This is a genomic window from Sutcliffiella horikoshii, assembly GCF_019931755.1.
Classification (GTDB): Bacteria; Bacillota; Bacilli; order Bacillales; family Bacillaceae_I; genus Sutcliffiella_A; species Sutcliffiella_A horikoshii_E.
Genome location: NZ_CP082918.1, coordinates 3,032,863 through 3,049,122, shown reverse-complemented (window position 1 = coordinate 3,049,122; position 16,260 = coordinate 3,032,863). Strand labels below are relative to the sequence as shown.

The 16,260-nt window shown below is 41.6% G+C and carries 17 protein-coding genes; all 17 read left to right on the top strand.

Translation table 11 applies throughout. The features are described 5' to 3' along the window. Positions 1–137: 137 nt before the first annotated feature. Positions 138–1,616, top strand: coding sequence for a VanW family protein (locus K7887_RS15730; protein ID WP_223490434.1), 1,479 nt, complete (start codon positions 138–140; stop codon positions 1,614–1,616). A 22-nt stretch (positions 1,617–1,638) separates the two neighbouring features. Beyond that, positions 1,639–3,306, top strand: a complete 1,668-nt coding sequence (locus K7887_RS15725; protein WP_223490432.1) for a GspE/PulE family protein — start codon at positions 1,639–1,641, stop codon at positions 3,304–3,306. A gap of 10 nt (positions 3,307–3,316) precedes the next feature. Next, complete coding sequence (locus K7887_RS15720; protein ID WP_223490430.1) at positions 3,317–4,363, top strand: type IV pilus twitching motility protein PilT; 1,047 nt, start codon at positions 3,317–3,319, stop codon at positions 4,361–4,363. After that, the gene (locus K7887_RS15715; protein WP_223490428.1) at positions 4,356–5,564 is read left to right on the top strand and encodes a type II secretion system F family protein; all 1,209 of its coding nucleotides are present in this window, start codon (positions 4,356–4,358) and stop codon (positions 5,562–5,564) included. The genes K7887_RS15720 and K7887_RS15715 overlap by 8 nt, the downstream gene beginning before the upstream one ends. A gap of 96 nt (positions 5,565–5,660) precedes the next feature. Further along, positions 5,661–6,071, top strand: a complete 411-nt coding sequence (locus K7887_RS15710; RefSeq protein ID WP_223490426.1) for a type II secretion system protein — start codon at positions 5,661–5,663, stop codon at positions 6,069–6,071. Positions 6,072–6,106: 35 nt separating this feature from the next. Further along, positions 6,107–6,859, top strand: coding sequence for a prepilin peptidase (locus K7887_RS15705; protein ID WP_223490424.1), 753 nt, complete (start codon positions 6,107–6,109; stop codon positions 6,857–6,859). Positions 6,860–6,888: 29 nt separating this feature from the next. After that, entirely contained in the window at positions 6,889–7,872 is a 984-nt protein-coding gene (gene pilM, locus K7887_RS15700) for a type IV pilus biogenesis protein PilM (RefSeq protein WP_223490422.1), read from the top strand. Then, positions 7,869–8,522 carry a PilN domain-containing protein gene (locus tag K7887_RS15695; protein WP_223490420.1) on the top strand — a complete coding sequence of 218 codons (654 nt, stop codon included), beginning with the start codon at positions 7,869–7,871 and terminating at the stop codon, positions 8,520–8,522. The genes pilM and K7887_RS15695 overlap by 4 nt, the downstream gene beginning before the upstream one ends. Next, positions 8,519–9,229, top strand: a complete 711-nt coding sequence (locus tag K7887_RS15690) for a pilus assembly protein PilO (RefSeq protein WP_223490418.1) — start codon at positions 8,519–8,521, stop codon at positions 9,227–9,229. The genes K7887_RS15695 and K7887_RS15690 overlap by 4 nt, the downstream gene beginning before the upstream one ends. 165 nt (positions 9,230–9,394) lie before the next feature. Then, positions 9,395–10,513, top strand: a complete 1,119-nt coding sequence (locus K7887_RS15685; RefSeq protein ID WP_223490416.1) for a hypothetical protein — start codon at positions 9,395–9,397, stop codon at positions 10,511–10,513. A gap of 162 nt (positions 10,514–10,675) precedes the next feature. After that, entirely contained in the window at positions 10,676–11,233 is a 558-nt protein-coding gene (locus K7887_RS15680; protein ID WP_223490414.1) for a Maf family protein, read from the top strand. A 49-nt stretch (positions 11,234–11,282) separates the two neighbouring features. Continuing rightward, the gene (gene radC / locus K7887_RS15675) at positions 11,283–11,981 is read left to right on the top strand and encodes a RadC family protein (protein ID WP_223490412.1); all 699 of its coding nucleotides are present in this window, start codon (positions 11,283–11,285) and stop codon (positions 11,979–11,981) included. Positions 11,982–12,174: 193 nt separating this feature from the next. Then, a complete protein-coding gene (locus K7887_RS15670; protein WP_223490410.1) occupies positions 12,175–13,191 on the top strand; it encodes a rod shape-determining protein in 1,017 nt (338 codons plus the stop codon). Positions 13,192–13,205: 14 nt separating this feature from the next. Next, entirely contained in the window at positions 13,206–14,099 is an 894-nt protein-coding gene (gene mreC, locus K7887_RS15665; protein WP_223490408.1) for a rod shape-determining protein MreC, read from the top strand. After that, entirely contained in the window at positions 14,096–14,620 is a 525-nt protein-coding gene (gene mreD, locus K7887_RS15660) for a rod shape-determining protein MreD (protein WP_223490406.1), read from the top strand. The genes mreC and mreD overlap by 4 nt, the downstream gene beginning before the upstream one ends. A gap of 98 nt (positions 14,621–14,718) precedes the next feature. Then, complete coding sequence (gene minC, locus K7887_RS15655; RefSeq protein ID WP_317849214.1) at positions 14,719–15,438, top strand: septum site-determining protein MinC; 720 nt, start codon at positions 14,719–14,721, stop codon at positions 15,436–15,438. Positions 15,439–15,441: 3 nt separating this feature from the next. Next, positions 15,442–16,242 carry a septum site-determining protein MinD gene (gene minD, locus K7887_RS15650; protein WP_010195909.1) on the top strand — a complete coding sequence of 267 codons (801 nt, stop codon included), beginning with the start codon at positions 15,442–15,444 and terminating at the stop codon, positions 16,240–16,242. The last annotated feature ends 18 nt before the right edge of the window (positions 16,243–16,260 follow it).

Below are 16,260 nucleotides of genomic sequence, written 5' to 3'. Positions count from 1 at the left end.
TATCTTCATCTGAAAAACAACACACAATGAAACAAAAAAACAGCATAACAAACGGCTCATCCAAAGGTTTCTAGAAAAGTACGCAGATATTATAGATTAATATAAAAATGATTAGGTGATTGTTTGGAGGGAAAGGGATGCAAAGTTTAAAACTATTGGCAGCTTTGCTAGTCTGTACATTATTTATTTTTTGTTTTTCACAAGTGGGAACCCTGGTCACCAATCAGTGGCTGCCGCACACCAATTCATTTTCTGAATCCACTCTTATCGCAAATGCGGAAGTGAGCAATACATCTAAAACAGATGCATTGGAAAAGGTGGAAAAGGCTAAAAACAGTTGGATAACCAATGGAACAATTTATTTAGAGTGGGCTGGAGAACTTCAACCTTTCCCGAAAGAAGCTTTTACTTTTTACATTCCTGAATCGGTAGAACTTGCGGAAGACAGTTCTCAAAATCCATTAAAAGTAGAGCTCCCAAATGGAACATTGTTGGAACAAATCGAATTGCTCTCTCAAACATCTGATATTTTTTCTGCCATGGATACGGAGAAATTGAAAAAAGATCTGGAAGAAGTAGCTTCTCATCTTAAAGAAGGAGACCATACTTTTTCATTTTCAGATTACCTTGTTGATGATGAAGTGATGGATCAGACAAATCTTCAAATTTCAATGAACATTGCAGGTCAAACGGCTATGAAAGAGCTTCAGGAAGTTTTAAATGGGAAGGAAATTAAACTTCGGGGAAGTGAAGCTTTCTCTGTTGAAACATGGCTGGAGAAAGAAGAGCTTACTTTATCTGATGAGGCTGCTAGCATGTTTGCGTCCATGCTATTTGAATTAATCGCACCTACCAATTTCGCTGTAGTAGAGCGGCATATTTCCAAAGAGCTTCCTACTTGGGCATCAGAGGGATATGAAGCGCGTTTTCAACAAGAAAAGATGGATTTCGCTTTTACCAATCCAAATACGAGTGAATATACCATCACCATTACAGTCAATGGTGCATCCCTAACAGGCGAATTAAAGGGTGGTCCACTTCCATTTACCTATGAAGTGAATAAAGTGGAGATGCAGACACTCTCACCTAAAACCGTTATTCAGTATTCTGCAACAATTCCAGGCTCAGGATCGCGTGTAAAAGAGACGGGCAAAAATGGTTCCTATGTTCAGCTCGTTCGAACGGCAACAGATGCTTCCGGACAGATTACAGAAACCATTGTTTACAGTGAAGATTATTATGCTCCAATTCAGCGTGTGGAACTACATGCATTAACCCAGCCTGTTGTTACAACAGATCCAACCAATCCGAATACGATCGGAAATAATACTGGAACGAACACAAATACCAACACGAACAACGGAACAAACATAAATACAGGAACCAACACAAATATCGGCAACACAAATACTAATACCAACACAAACACTTCCGGTACAAATACCAATACAAACAATACATCCGGCAACCAAAATACGAACACCGGTGGGACGAATTCGAATAATAACTCCAACACAGGCGGAACGAACAACAATAACACAGGCTCAGGAAACGGGAATACGAACGATGATGACAACGAAGACCCGGGATCTGGAAGTGGCTATATCGGCAAATAAGTGACGCAAAAGGATGAATCCAATGGTACAAATCAGAAAAAGACTTGGTGACCTGCTAGTTGATGCCGGGATCATCACAGAAAGTCAGTTGCAAAGTGCATTAAAAGAAAAAACTCGCGAACAGAAAATTGGAGATGTCCTGCTTCAAAAAGGATATATAACAGAACAGCAGCTGATAGAGGTATTGGAATTTCAATTAGGAATTCCCCATGTCAGCTTGTACCGTTACCCGCTCGATGAAAAACTGATTCATTTAATCTCCAAGGATTTCGCAAAAAGAAACCTGATTATTCCGTTGAAAAAGGAACAGGATAAACTGTTTGTCGCAATGGCAGATCCGATGGATTTCTTCGCCATGGATGACTTGCGTTTATCCACAGGTTTTGAAGTGGAGCCAGTTATTGCAACAAAGGATGATATCCTGCGCTCCATCAATAAATATTATGAAACTACCGACTCCATGGACGAGCTGTTGGATGGTTTTGAAGCAAATGTAGAAATGAAGGTGCAGGAAGAAAGTATCACCGAAGATGATTCTCCCATTGTACGGATTGTGAATCAGCTCCTGCAAAATGCAGTACAGCAAAGGGCAAGTGACATTCATATTGATCCTCATGAGACGAAGGTGGTCGTGCGCTACCGTATTGACGGGGTGCTTCGAACCGAGAGGACTTTACCAAAACATACACAGAACGTATTGATAGCAAGAATTAAGATACTTGGAAAAATGGATATTACCGAACACCGCGTACCGCAGGACGGTAGAATCAAAACGAATTTTGATTTTCATCCTGTTGATGTCCGTGTATCCACCTTGCCTACAGTTTTTGGAGAGAAAATTGTGATGCGTATCCTCGATATGAGCAGCGCTTTGAACGATATTTCTCAGCTAGGGTTCAATAAAAAGAACAACGAACGCTTTATGGACCTGATTCATCGACCGACCGGTATCATTTTAATTACAGGTCCGACGGGTTCCGGAAAATCCTCGACGCTTTATGCAGCATTAAATCACTTAAACAGTGAAGAGATCAACATTATTACCGTCGAAGATCCAGTCGAGTATCAGCTCGAAGGAATCAATCAAATTCAGGTTAATACGAATGTCGGAATGACCTTTGCAAAAGGGCTGCGTGCCATTCTCCGGCAGGATCCGAATGTGATCATGGTAGGGGAAATTCGTGACAGAGAGACAGCAGAAGTGGCCATTCGTGCTTCCTTAACAGGTCACCTTGTCCTAAGTACACTACATACCAATGATTCTATCAGTACCATTACGAGATTGATTGATATGAAAGTAGAGCCATTCCTTGTGGCATCTTCCATCAATGGTGTGCTTGCACAGCGTTTAGTGAGAAAAGTATGCCGTGATTGCGCGAAGATGGAGGAGCCGACGGCAAGGGAGATTGAAATATTTGCGAAACGCGGCTTAACAGTCGAAAAGGTACCGCGCGGAAAAGGCTGCGGGACTTGCAATATGACGGGATACAAAGGTCGCCTTGCTATCCATGAGCTATTAGTCATCAATGACAAAATGAAAAAAATGATCATGAACAACGAATCCGTATCGACCATTCGGGAACTTGCATATGAACAAGATACCATCTTTTTAATAGACGATGGATTGGAAAAAGTAAAAATGGGATTAACGACAACAGAGGAAATTTTGCGTGTCGCTTTATCAGAGTAGGTGAATGACTATGATTGAAAAAATAAACAATTGGCTACATGCCGCATATGAATTCAAAGCATCAGACATTCATCTTTCTGTCGGGGTGCCACCTGTTTTCCGTATCAATGGAGAGTTGAAGCGATATGGAGAAGAAACGCTTTCTCCTGAAGACACGGAAACACTTGCGAAACAAATGATTCCTGAATTCATGCTGGAACGTTTTGAGGAAAAAGGCGATTTGGACTTTTCCTACAGTGTCCCTGGAATCTCGCGTTTCCGTGTTAATGCATACAGGCAACGAAACTCTGTAGCGATAGCGATACGAATCATACCAACAAGAATTCCTTCATTGGAAGAACTGCAATTGCCATCCATTCTGCAAACTCTTATGGACAAGCCACAAGGATTGATTCTTGTAACAGGCCCAACAGGAAGCGGTAAATCAACCACGCTGGCATCCATGATTGATTTTATGAACAAGATGCAGAAGAAACATGTCATTACATTGGAAGATCCAATTGAATATTTGCATCGCCATAATCAATGTATGATCGATCAGCGTGAGGTTGGAATTGATACAAACAGTTTCGCATCAGGATTACGTGCTTCCCTGCGACAAGATCCCGATATCATTCTAGTTGGAGAATTACGAGATTTGGAGACGATACAGACAGCGATTACGGCAGCAGAAACGGGACATCTTGTATTAGGTACCCTACATACGACAAGTGCACCTTCCACCATTGACCGTATTATTGATGTGTTTCCTGGCCCGCAGCAGGCGCAAATTCGCATTCAACTTGCTTCTGTATTGGTTTCTATCATTTCCCAACGACTATTTCCAACCATTGATCGCCAGGGCAGAAAGGTAGCCACCGAAATATTAATCAATACACCGGCAGTGGCCAATCTTATCCGCAACGAAAAGATCCATCAAATTCAAAACGTGATGCAAACTAGCAAAGCACAAGGGATGCACACACTTGATATGAGCATTAAAAGACTCATCCAACAAGGCGATATAAGCAGACTGTCAGCCGAAAGCTTCCTACAGGAGTCGATGCACCATGCCTAGATTCACCTATACCGGCAGAAATACAGCCGGCAAGCAAACAGGAAGCATCACAAGCAGCTCACGCCGGGAAGCGATTGTGACGCTAAAAGAAAAAGGAATTCGAGTAATGAATTTAGAGGAAGTTCCCGAATCTATTTTCACAAAAGAAATCACCATCGGAAACCCAGTCAAGCTTCGTGACTTTGTTATCTTTCTTCGCCAATTTTCCACATTGATTCGAGCGGGAATTTCAGTGGTAGACGCAACAAATGTCCTTGCCCAACAAACTTCAAGCAAAGCATTGAAACGTGTACTGTTTGATGTAGAGGAAGAGCTGAAGCAGGGTAACCCGCTTTCAGAAGCGACAGCCAAGCATCCAAAAGTATTCTCCACCATGTTCATCAACATGATCAAAGCCGGGGAAGCAAGTGGGGCGCTGGATGATACGTTAGACCGCCTCGCAACACAGTTTGAAAAGCAGAACGAAACAAGACAAAAGATTGTCTCGGCATTAACCTACCCACTAGTGCTCGGGGTTATTGCCATTGGCGTTGTTATCTTTTTACTTGTAGGGGTAGTGCCAACATTCGTTGCGATGTTTAGTGACTTTGGAGCGGACCTGCCATTGATTACACGATTCGTTCTCGGGGCGAGTGAATGGATGCAGAGTTTTTGGTGGTTGTTTTTATTAATTGTCTTAGCTGCAGTCATGGGACTGATGGCGATGAATAAACAGAAGCAGACAAAGTACTATATCGACTATGCATTACTGCGTATTCCTATCTTCGGGCCGCTGTTACAAAAGGCGGTTATTGCGAGGTTAACAAGGACTCTCAGTTCCTTATTCTCCAGTTCGGTACCTATTCTGCAGGCCATCTCCATTGTGGAGAAAATTGTCGAGAACGAAGTCATTGCTCGCGTTCTAGCAGCTAGTAAAATAGAACTAGAAAAAGGGGAGTCGCTAACAGGTCCGATGAAAGAACATTGGGCATTTCCACCGCTTGTCACGCAGATGATTACCATCGGAGAAAGCACAGGATCACTGGATTCCATGCTCGATAAAATCGCTGAGTTCTATGAAAAAGAAGTAGACTATGCAACCGACAGATTGAAAAGTCTGATAGAGCCATTAATGATTGTCGTGCTCGCTGTCATAGTAGGGACTATAGTCACATCTATTCTAGTTCCAATGTTCGATATTTTTAACCATATTCAAATGTAGAAACGTGTAAAATCTTATTGAAATTTGAAAGATAGTATAATAGAATTATAAATAGAAATAAATACTACATATTTCCATTTAGGGAGGAAAATTACCATGTTACAAAAATGTAGAAAAATGCTTCGGAACGAAAAAGGGTTAACATTGATTGAGTTACTTGCTGTTGTTGTTATATTAGGGATTATTGCTGCGATTGCTATACCGAGTATTGGGAATATTATTGAAAATAGTAGAAACGATGCCCAAATTGCAGTAGGACAGCAAGCTATGAATGCAGCTCGTTTAGCATTACTAGACGATTCAAACTCTTTGACAAGTCCTGCTGATGAAGAAGATTTAGCAAGTTATTTGGAAAACTTCGATTCCGATGAATATTCTGTTAGTGTAACTTTTGGAGATGATAAAAAAGTTACTGGAGTAACTGTTACTCGTACAGGTGGAAATCCAATTACTCTTGACGAAAATGGGAAACCAGTAGTTGAAGAGGATGAAGATGATGAAGAATAAGGGATTTATAAAGGCTAATCTCCTGTAACATCGTTATGATAAATATATATCTATATATAATAATTTCAGCCCTCCTCCTAGGCTCATTCTACAACGTAGTAGGCCTTAGGATTCCAAAGGGTGAGTCAATAGTCACACCTAGATCACATTGTACGAATTGCAAGACCACATTGACGGGACTAGATTTAGTTCCCGTCCTTTCATATGTATTTCTTAAAGGGAGATGTCGGCACTGTCAAAAGTCCGTGTCTCCTATTTATCCATTATTCGAGCTTTTTACGGCTGTGCTATTTGTCCTAGCTCCGCTTTTGATGGGATGGACCTATGAACTGATTGTTGCATGGACCTTCATTTCCATGCTTATCATCATCGTCATATCTGACTTACATTATATGATTATCCCAAATAAGATTCTGCTGTTTTTCCTAGGACTTTTTATTATAGAACGCATCTTCATTCCGTTCCAAACAATCCCGGATCATCTGATTGGAATGGCTGTAGGATTCCTAATTCCATTTTTAGTTGCCGTCCTCTCTAAAGGTGGTATGGGTGGAGGGGACGTAAAGCTATTCGCTGTCTTAGGTTTTGTTTTAGGGTGGGAATTAGTGATTCTGACATTTTTTCTCTCTTCGCTAATTGGCATGATTGCTGCACTTATAGGAATGCTGTTAGGAAAAGTGAAAAGAGGTGTCCCGTTTCCATTTGGACCTTCTATCGCACTGGCAGCATTTATCACTTATTTTAAAGGGGAACAGATACTGCATTGGTATTTTAGCTTACTCTTCTAGTAAATCATCTTACATAAGGAGCTTTCTGGATGGAATTTTCGTTTCTGCAACCAAAGCAAAACAACTTCATAAATATTATTATCCGTGACCATGTCATTCGAATGGTAGAGTTGAAGAGTTTAGATCCTCTCATCGTTAAACGCACAAATGAAAGGTTTTTGCCGCCAAATATTGTCCGTGATGGAAAGATTGTCGATGAAAATATATTTCGTCTAATTTTAGAGGAATGTGTGGAAGACTGGGGACTGAAACGCAAGCATGTCCGATTTGTCGTTCCAGATCAATATGTCGTCACTCGAAAATTGACCATTCCGTCTAACATTATGGACGACGAGATCATTGGTCACTTGTATTTGGAGTTAGGTTCCACCATTCACTTGCCTTTTGAGGATCCGGTATTTGATGTTCATGTTCTTCATCGCTCGGAAAAGACGGAGCTTGTGCTCTTTGCGTCTCCTGAAGAAGTGGTAACACAGATGTCCAATTTACTTGAAGAAAGTAAACTTAAGCCGGCTGCAGCAGATGTTTCTGCACTTTGTCTGTATCGCCTTTATTATGAATTTGGTCAGCGTAATGAACAGGATCATCTATTAGTCGTTCATTTTGACGTGAGCTGTATTACTCTGAGCATCTTCGTGAACCATGTTCCTGTGTTTATGCGGACCGTTGCCTTTCCTCAGGACATGAAGGTCTGGGAAGTATCGGTTACCAATACACAGTTAGAATGGGCAGGGGATATTGTTCAATTTAATGTCTTCTTAGAGGATTTTATCGTCGAAGTGGAGCGGATTATGAACTTTTTCCGTTACTCCTTAAATCAAGGGAATGAAGAGATCAATCGTGTTCTCCTTCATGGCGACCATCCAAACTTCCCGTTAATATTATCAAAGCTACGAGAAAAAATTTCTGTAAAAGTAGATACGTTTGAGCAGGATGTTTATACACAAGACCAAGAGACGGTTGACCCAAAATACTACTATTCTTTAGGGTTGGCATTAAAAGAGGTGCAATGATGCTAGTTGATATCGATTTATTACCAAAGAGAAAATCACGTAATATCACCACACCTCTTGTGTATGGCATTTGTGCCTTTTTCCTATTGTTTGTGGCAATCATTCTTTTTACTTTTTCTAATATGGTGACTAATGATGTGGAAACGGCTGAACAGGATCTTGAGATGGTACAGCAATTAAGGATTGCAAAAGAAGAGGCGATGAACCGTCCGCAAAATTCTTCTTCCGCGCAGCGTCTGGAAGATACGGTAGCTTGGGCGGAGGAGTATCCGCTGGAAATGGTCCCAGTGATGCAGGATTTAATCAGGCTCTTACCAGAGCGAGGTTTCATTCAAAGTTTTTCCTATGATGAAACAGGTCTTTTAAACCTTTCCGTTCAGTTTGACGAATCAAGGGATGCAGCTTACTTTCTCTATCATTTAAATGAATCTCCTCTATATCACTCTATTGATCTTTCATCCATCTCAACTGTTGAGGTAGGGGACGAAGATTCGGTGAATGTCCTGCCTAGGTATGTAGGTCAATACACGCTTGGTTTTGACCGGGCTGCATTTCAGTCAATGAATGAATTAGAAGAGGAAGAAACAGAGGACGGGACGGAAACTGAGACTGAAACTGAAACCAATGAGGATGGAGGCGAAGAACTATGATGATTGAACTACAACGAAAACATTATGTTCTTCTAAGCTCTTGTGTTCTCCTCATTGTATTAGGAATAGCAGGTTTCTATTATTTGTCCTATGCACCAAAGGAAGTACGAGCTGAACAGCTTCAACAGGAAAAAGCAATTGAAGAGCAGCTTATTCAAGTGTTAGAACAACAAGAGGAAACCGCGCAGGCTAACGGGAACACAACGGTAGAATTACAGCGTAAGATCCCGGTTACTCCTTTTTTAGAACAGCTGATTTTAGAATTGGAAAAAGCAGAAGTGCTATCTGACAGCACCATTGTGAATATGTCTTTTGGAGAAGGGGAGTTTATTCCGGCTTCTACTACTTTAGAAGAGTATGAGACGATGCATGATGAAGAAGATGAGGCCGTTCAAGAAGAGGCCTATCTTCCAGAAGGGTTGAAAAAAGTGACGGTCAATCTGTCTGTTGAATCGGAAGTATATGAAGACCTGTCTACGTTTCTTACTTCCTTGGAGAGCTTGACTAGAATTACCCAGATTGAATCGGTCAGCTTCACTGGACAGCCGGAAGTGACATCAACAGAACAGGAACTGCAACCATTAACGTATTCTGTTACGCTTTCAGCTTTCTACCATCCAGAGTTGGAAGACCTAATAGAGGAACTGCCGCCTTTATCCGTTCCGGAACCAGGAAACAAAGTAAATCCATTTATCGACAATAACTAAATTATTTCCGTGGAAATGGTCGAAATAAAAAGACCTTCAAAGAAAGTGTCGGAAAAGAATTAGGACAAGACGACAAAAGTCTTGTTCTTTTTTTTATGGCCTATGATAGGATGAAACAAATCTGACCAAGACAAAAATTGTCAAATGTACACGGAGGTGGGAAAAGTGGACAATCACCAGCTGAAAATAAAAATTAACGGGAAAGAAAGTTCATACGGCCACAGTAAAAAGAAAAAAAAGAACAGAAAGGAAAGTGTCCAACCTAAACAAAAAGAAGTCCCAGTAAAGGAAGATCTCCCAGAAGAGGAACTGCCGATTATCATTGTGGATGAGTCCGCTGCGGCAGCAGAGAAAAAGGAAGAAGAATTTGAATGGGTCCTTCCAGAAGAAACACCAACACCATCAAAAGATAGTAAAGATACTTCAACTACGCCCTCTTATATTGAAGATCTCCGCCAGCTTAATAAGGAAAAAGGAAAAGGTTCCAAAGTGCGTCCAGCCCCATTTGGTAAAAAGAAAAAGTTGGTCCCTCCATCCTTCTCAAAACAGTTATTAGTATCCATTGGTATGGCTATTGGAATTGGTACTTGTCTCGGCTTTCTCATTCTTGGAGTGATGAACATGTCAGAATCACCAGTAAATCCTTCTGTACCAACTGCTGCACCGGCTCCAACAGATACAAATGAAGTACCAGAGACCCCTGCAGCAGTCAATGGAGATGGAACTGCGACGATCCCTGCTCAAAGTATATCTGTTCTTCAAGCTGGTGCTTTTTCCACAATGGATGGTGCCAATGCGGAAATGGACAGATTGAAAGCTGCAGGTTTCCCTGCAGTCGCAGTCGGATCTGAACCTACCTTTGTTTTGATGGCAGTAGGACATAGTGTCGATGGAATGAAACAAATTGCAACGGGGGTCCAGGCTAAAGGCTTTGAACCTTTTGCAAAAGAACTGACTCTATCAGAAAAAACAATAGACTCTCTTACGGAACAGGACGCACTTTTAATTCAAGAAGGACAAGTGCTGTACAATCAGCTGACTGTTGCAACAGCTCAACTTTTACAAGGCAGCTCGCTTGACAGCGCTACCGTGGAAAGCCTAAATGCCTCCTTTGAAAAAGTGGCAGCCATTAAAGATACAGAACTAACAGACGTAACAAAAGGATGGAAAACATCACTTGCCGGCGCCTTCGAAGACATTAAGTCATACCAAGAATCCAATAGTGCAGAAACCTTATGGAATGCCCAGCAAAAACTATTAGACGCAACCGCGTTTTTGTATTAAAGAGTAGATTCAAGCCTCAAAAACCAATTTTGAGGCTTTTTTTCTGTCCAAAAAACAATCTTTTCAAAACGCTAAAAGATATTTGTTCTTACAAGTTTTTTTGTGATAGGATTAACCTGTATCTCTCGAAAATTTTTGACTACTAGCGGAAGGTGATAAAACATGAAACCTCTTATTTTAGCCTCAGGATCCCCCAGAAGAAAGGAACTTCTCCAACAAGTACATCTCCCATTTACAGTAAAGGTAAGTAACATTGAAGAAACCTTTGACCCAGAATTATCACCAGAAGAAATCGCCACTTCTCTTGCCTATCAAAAAGCTCAAAGCGTTTATCAAGAAAATCAAGAAGCCGTTGTGATCGGCTCTGATACGATAGTCGTTCTTGGCGATAAAGTGCTTGGGAAACCTGAAAGTGAAGAAGAGGCAAGAGCCACATTGCGAACATTAAGTGGAAACACACACCATGTCATCAGTGGGGTGGCTATTCTAAGTCAGGAAAAAGAAGTAACTTTTTATGAAAAGACGTCTGTTACGTTTTGGGAACTGACAGATGAAGATATTAATTTCTACATTAGATCAGGAGAACCGATGGACAAGGCAGGTTCTTATGGTATCCAAGAAGTAGGAGCTCTTTTTGTAAAAGAAATTAAAGGAGATTACTTTTCTATTGTGGGACTTCCCCTTTCAAGAACGGTTCGTGAACTGAAAAGCTTTCGATAAAATGGTCGTTGCATGACCCTCCATCTGTAATAAGAGGAGGAAGAGCGAAATGGAATCCACTAAATCCACGGCACTGATGATTAAAGATTACCCTGAAGATCAACGGCCAAGAGAGAGAATGATTCAGGATGGGCCAAAAAGCCTGTCCAATCATGAGCTTTTAGCAATCCTGCTTCGTACAGGATCAAAAGAAGAATCGGTCTTGCAGCTTGCAAACAAGTTATTGGTGAATTTTGAAGGGTTGCGATTGTTAAAGGACGCTTCCATCGAAGAGATTACAGATACAAAAGGTATAGGAAAGGTAAAGGCTGTTCAATTAATGGCAGCGGTGGAGCTTGGGAGAAGAATTCACCGACTGCAATATGAGGACAGGTATGTCATCCGATCACCAGAAGATGCAGCAAATTTCGTCATGGAAGATATGCGCTTTTTATCACAAGAGCATTTTGTCTGTCTCTACTTAAATACGAAAAATCAGGTTCTTCATCAGCAGACCGTCTTCATTGGGAGCTTGAATGCAAGCATCGTCCATCCGCGTGAGGTGTTTAAGGAAGCCTTCAGGCGTTCTGCAGCCTCCTTCATTTGTATCCATAATCATCCATCCGGTGACCCGGCACCAAGTCGTGAGGACATAGATGTGACGAAACGTTTGAGTGAGTGCGGAAAGCTTATCGGCATAGAGCTTTTGGACCATTTAATCATCGGCGATCAGAAATTCATCAGTTTGAAAGAAAAAGGCTACGTGTAAGTACTATGCTTTTTTCATATCCTACGCTATAATATTACTCATGAGTTTGGAAGGACAACCTTCTTAATCCATCAAATTTCTACAATAAACGTTATCCACATGTTGATGAAAATATATGGGCATGCTTCGTCCGTTTAATCACTTTTCATTTACCACTATTACGCATTAGTATCAGAAAGGGAGATACACTTATATGTTTGGAACGAGAGATCTTGGTATTGACTTGGGAACAGCCAATACATTAGTTTTTATTAAAGGAAAAGGGATTGTTGTCCGTGAGCCGTCTGTTGTGGCGCTGCAAACTGACACAAGAGCCATTGTTGCTGTCGGGAACGATGCAAAGAACATGATCGGTCGTACGCCGGGAAATGTTGTCGCATTGCGTCCGATGAAAGACGGGGTTATTGCTGATTACGAAACAACGGCAACGATGATGAAATATTATATTAAACAAGCGTTGAAAAACAAAAGCTCCTTCTCCCGCAAGCCTTATGTGATGGTATGTGTACCATCTGGAATCACAGCGGTAGAAGAGAGAGCAGTAATCGATGCGACTCGCCAAGCAGGTGCACGTGATGCATACCCAATCGAAGAACCTTTTGCAGCAGCAATCGGTGCCAATCTTCCGGTTTGGGAACCAACAGGAAGTATGGTAGTTGATATCGGTGGCGGTACGACAGAAGTTGCGATCATTTCCCTAGGTGGAATTGTTACCAGCCAATCTATCCGTGTTGCCGGGGATGAAATGGATGATGCGATCATCGCGTATATCCGCAAGCATTACAACCTGATGATTGGTGAGCGTACAGCGGAAGCATTGAAGCTTGAAGTAGGTTCAGCAGGAGATCCAGAGGGCATTGAACCAATGGATATCCGTGGCCGTGACCTGTTAACAGGTTTACCGAAAACGGTAGAAATCACTGCTAAAGAAGTGGGAGAAGCGCTTAAAGATACAGTAACTGCCATTGTAGATTCTGTAAAAGCGACATTAGAACGCACTCCACCAGAATTAGCTTCTGATATTATGGACCGTGGAATTGTACTTACCGGTGGCGGAGCTTTACTTCGCAACTTAGATAAAGTAATTAGTGAAGAAACAAAAATGCCAGTCATCATTGCTGAAAACCCATTGGATTGTGTTGCCATCGGAACAGGGAAAGCACTGGATTATATTGATGAGTTTAAAAAGAAATCAAGAGATTATCGCTAAGTAGGTGTTAAGTCATGCCACAATTTTTCCTCAATAAAAGGTTGATTATTTTGTTGGTGAGCTTAATTTTTCTGGTGGCATTGATTGGTTTCTCTTTAAAAGAACGGGACGATTTGACATGGCCTGAACAGTTCGTAAAGGACTCCACAGGCTTTGTCCAATCTATCTTTTATAGGCCCGCACATGTTGTCGCGGGTTTCTTTGATAATGTAGGATATCTAAAGGATACGTATGAAGAGAATAAACTGCTGCGTGCTAGACTAGAAGAATATGCTCTTTTAGAAACGAAAGTCCAAAAGCTAGAACAAGAAAATGAAGAATTCCGTGAAGTGATCGGCGAGCTCGATTCATTGAGCGATTATGAGCCAAAACCAGCCACTGTCATTGGCAGAAACCCAGACCAATGGGTCGAACAAATTACAGTGAACAAGGGTAAGCAAAATGGCGTTGAAAAAGACATGGCCGTCATCACATCAGGCGGACTGATCGGTAAAATCAAACAGGCCAATGCTTTCACTTCCACTGTGCAATTGTTGAGTTCATTGGATCCTAAGAATCGAATCTCTGCCTACATACAAGGAGAAGAAGATATCTTCGGATTGATTGAAGGATATGATGAAGAAAAAGGTGCCCTGCTATTAAAACGGATCCCTCACCAAGCGGAAGTAAAAGAAGGGGAAACCGTTCTTTCATCAGGTCTTGGTGGTGTATTCCCTGAAGGATTAATGATCGGAGAAGTAACCGAAGTAGTGGCAGATGAGTATGGATTAACGCAAATGGCTTATGTTAAGCCTGCAGCGGATTTCTATGACATCAACCAAGTGATGATAGTCAAACGAACACTAATATCAGGTGATGAACCAGTCGAATCAGAAGAAGAAGCATCTGAAGAGGGGGGCTCTGAGTGAGAAAATACGTCTTACCAGCCCTGCTTCTTTTCTTGTTTATCCTGGAAAGTATGAGTGTCGATTTCTTTGGACTGCATAATTTTCATGAAGATTGGATCATTGTGCCAAGATTTATGCTGATTGTCATTGTACTGTGTGCCATTTACACAAGTCCATATGTTGGCTTAATCTGTGCGATGCTATTCGGCTTTTTGTACGATGTGGTTTACACAGAAATACTGGGTGTCTACCTGTTTGCATTTGGAATATCGGTCTACATTGTGTCTAGCATTTTACGTTTTGTGAATACAAATTACTTAATTTCATTCCTAATGGTATTGGTCTCCATCTCCATTACAGAGCATCTCGTATTTGGCATTCACTCACTTATCGGGACTACCGAACTGACACATTCCGACTTCCTATCCATACGCATGATACCAACACTCATCTTCAATGCCATCATCGCATTGATCCTGCTCTTCCCAATCAAACTTTTCATGGAACGCCTAGCAATTGAGCAGAAAGATGAGTTAACTTAAGCCCAATCCCATTTATTGGGACGGGCTTTTCCATTACATACTAATTCTAGCAATCTTTTTTTATTTTATGAGTATAGGAAAAAGGAAATAGAAGGACGATGTCGAATTATATACTTGTTGAGGTGAACGTCGTGAATAGACAAAAACAACAGTATGTAACCATTAAGGGCACAAAAGAGGGGCTAACCCTGCATCTCGATGATACATGCTCATTTCAAGAGCTTTTAGCTGAAATAGAAGCAAAACTAACGTCGAATAGCAATCCAGACGAATCCCCGCTCCTTGGAGTACGTTTAAAAGTAGGGAATCGTTTTCTAACCAATAAGCAGCAAGAAAAACTGCGAGATGTAATACGAAGCAAGAAAAACTTTATCGTGGAAGACATCGAAAGCAATGTCGTCACAAAAGAACAGGCTATCCAGTGGAAAAAGGAATCAGAAATCGTTCCTGTTGCACGGATGATCCGTTCAGGACAGGTGCTTGAGGTAGAAGGCGACCTCCTTCTCATCGGCGATGTCAATCCTGGTGGAACAGTGAAGGCAGGAGGCAATGTCTTTGTGCTTGGCGCATTACGCGGAAGCGCATATGCAGGGCTTCAAGGCAAAAAAGATGCCGTCATTGCAGCCAGCTTGATGAAGCCAACCTTGCTTTCTATCGATAACACGATAAACCGCGCTCCAGATTTAAGTGAGCAACTAGAAGGAAGCAGTGAAATGGAGTGCGCCTATATAAATGATTCAGATCAAATTGTCATAGACCGCTTACAATTGCTTTCACAACTAAGACCGATGTTAACACGGCTTGAAAGGAGAATGTAACAAGTGGGAGAGGCTATCGTAATTACTTCTGGTAAAGGTGGAGTCGGCAAGACAACAACTTCTGCAAATATCGGAACGGCTCTTGCCTTACAAGGAAAAAGAGTATGTTTAGTAGATACAGATATCGGGCTTCGCAACCTCGATGTTGTCATGGGGCTTGAAAACCGTATTATCTATGACCTAGTGGACGTTATCGAAGGACGTTGCAAAACACACCAGGCTCTAATCAATGATAAACGCTTTGAATGCTTAAAGCTCCTGCCGGCCGCTCAAACGAGTGACAAATCGGCAGTAAAACCTGAACAGATGAAAAAACTAGTTGCAGAGTTAAAGCAAGACTATGATTATATTATTATAGATTGTCCTGCAGGAATCGAACAAGGCTTCCAAAACGCCATTGCCGGCGCAGACAGAGCCATTGTCGTGACCACACCTGAAGTTTCTTCTGTTAGAGACGCAGACCGAATTATCGGCCTGCTTGAAAAAGAAGAAAACATGGAACCACCAAGACTTGTCGTCAACCGTATCCGCAACCATATGGTGAAGAACGGTGAGATGCTGGATGTAGATGAAATTGTATCCATCTTGGCAATTGATATCATCGGAATCGTTGCAGATGATGACAGTGTCATCCGCGCTTCCAACAGCGGCGAACCAATCGTCATGGATACAACAAGCAGAGCATCCATCGCCTACCGCAACATCGCAAGGCGAATCCTTGGTGAATCCGTTCCACTACAATCCCTTGAAGACGAAAACAAGGGAGTTATGTTTAAAATTAAAAAATTCTTTGGTGTACGCTAAGGAAATGATGAGGCCGCC

Bases quoted from the DNA above. Each gene is read 5' to 3' on its own strand.
- K7887_RS15725 (WP_223490432.1), top strand. From the start codon at position 1,639: ATGGTACAAATCAGAAAAAGACTTGGTGACCTGCTAGTTGATGCCGGG.
- K7887_RS15720 (WP_223490430.1), top strand. From the start codon at position 3,317: ATGATTGAAAAAATAAACAATTGGCTACATGCCGCATATGAATTCAAA.
- minC (WP_317849214.1), top strand. From the start codon at position 14,719: ATGTCGAATTATATACTTGTTGAGGTGAACGTCGTGAATAGACAAAAA.
- K7887_RS15680 (WP_223490414.1), top strand. From the start codon at position 10,676: ATGAAACCTCTTATTTTAGCCTCAGGATCCCCCAGAAGAAAGGAACTT.
- K7887_RS15710 (WP_223490426.1), top strand. From the start codon at position 5,661: ATGTTACAAAAATGTAGAAAAATGCTTCGGAACGAAAAAGGGTTAACA.
- K7887_RS15705 (WP_223490424.1), top strand. From the start codon at position 6,107: ATGATAAATATATATCTATATATAATAATTTCAGCCCTCCTCCTAGGC.
- K7887_RS15715 (WP_223490428.1), top strand. From the start codon at position 4,356: ATGCCTAGATTCACCTATACCGGCAGAAATACAGCCGGCAAGCAAACA.
- K7887_RS15670 (WP_223490410.1), top strand. From the start codon at position 12,175: ATGTTTGGAACGAGAGATCTTGGTATTGACTTGGGAACAGCCAATACA.
- radC (WP_223490412.1), top strand. From the start codon at position 11,283: ATGGAATCCACTAAATCCACGGCACTGATGATTAAAGATTACCCTGAA.
- K7887_RS15690 (WP_223490418.1), top strand. From the start codon at position 8,519: ATGATGATTGAACTACAACGAAAACATTATGTTCTTCTAAGCTCTTGT.
- mreC (WP_223490408.1), top strand. From the start codon at position 13,206: ATGCCACAATTTTTCCTCAATAAAAGGTTGATTATTTTGTTGGTGAGC.
- pilM (WP_223490422.1), top strand. From the start codon at position 6,889: ATGGAATTTTCGTTTCTGCAACCAAAGCAAAACAACTTCATAAATATT.
- K7887_RS15730 (WP_223490434.1), top strand. From the start codon at position 138: ATGCAAAGTTTAAAACTATTGGCAGCTTTGCTAGTCTGTACATTATTT.
- K7887_RS15695 (WP_223490420.1), top strand. From the start codon at position 7,869: ATGATGCTAGTTGATATCGATTTATTACCAAAGAGAAAATCACGTAAT.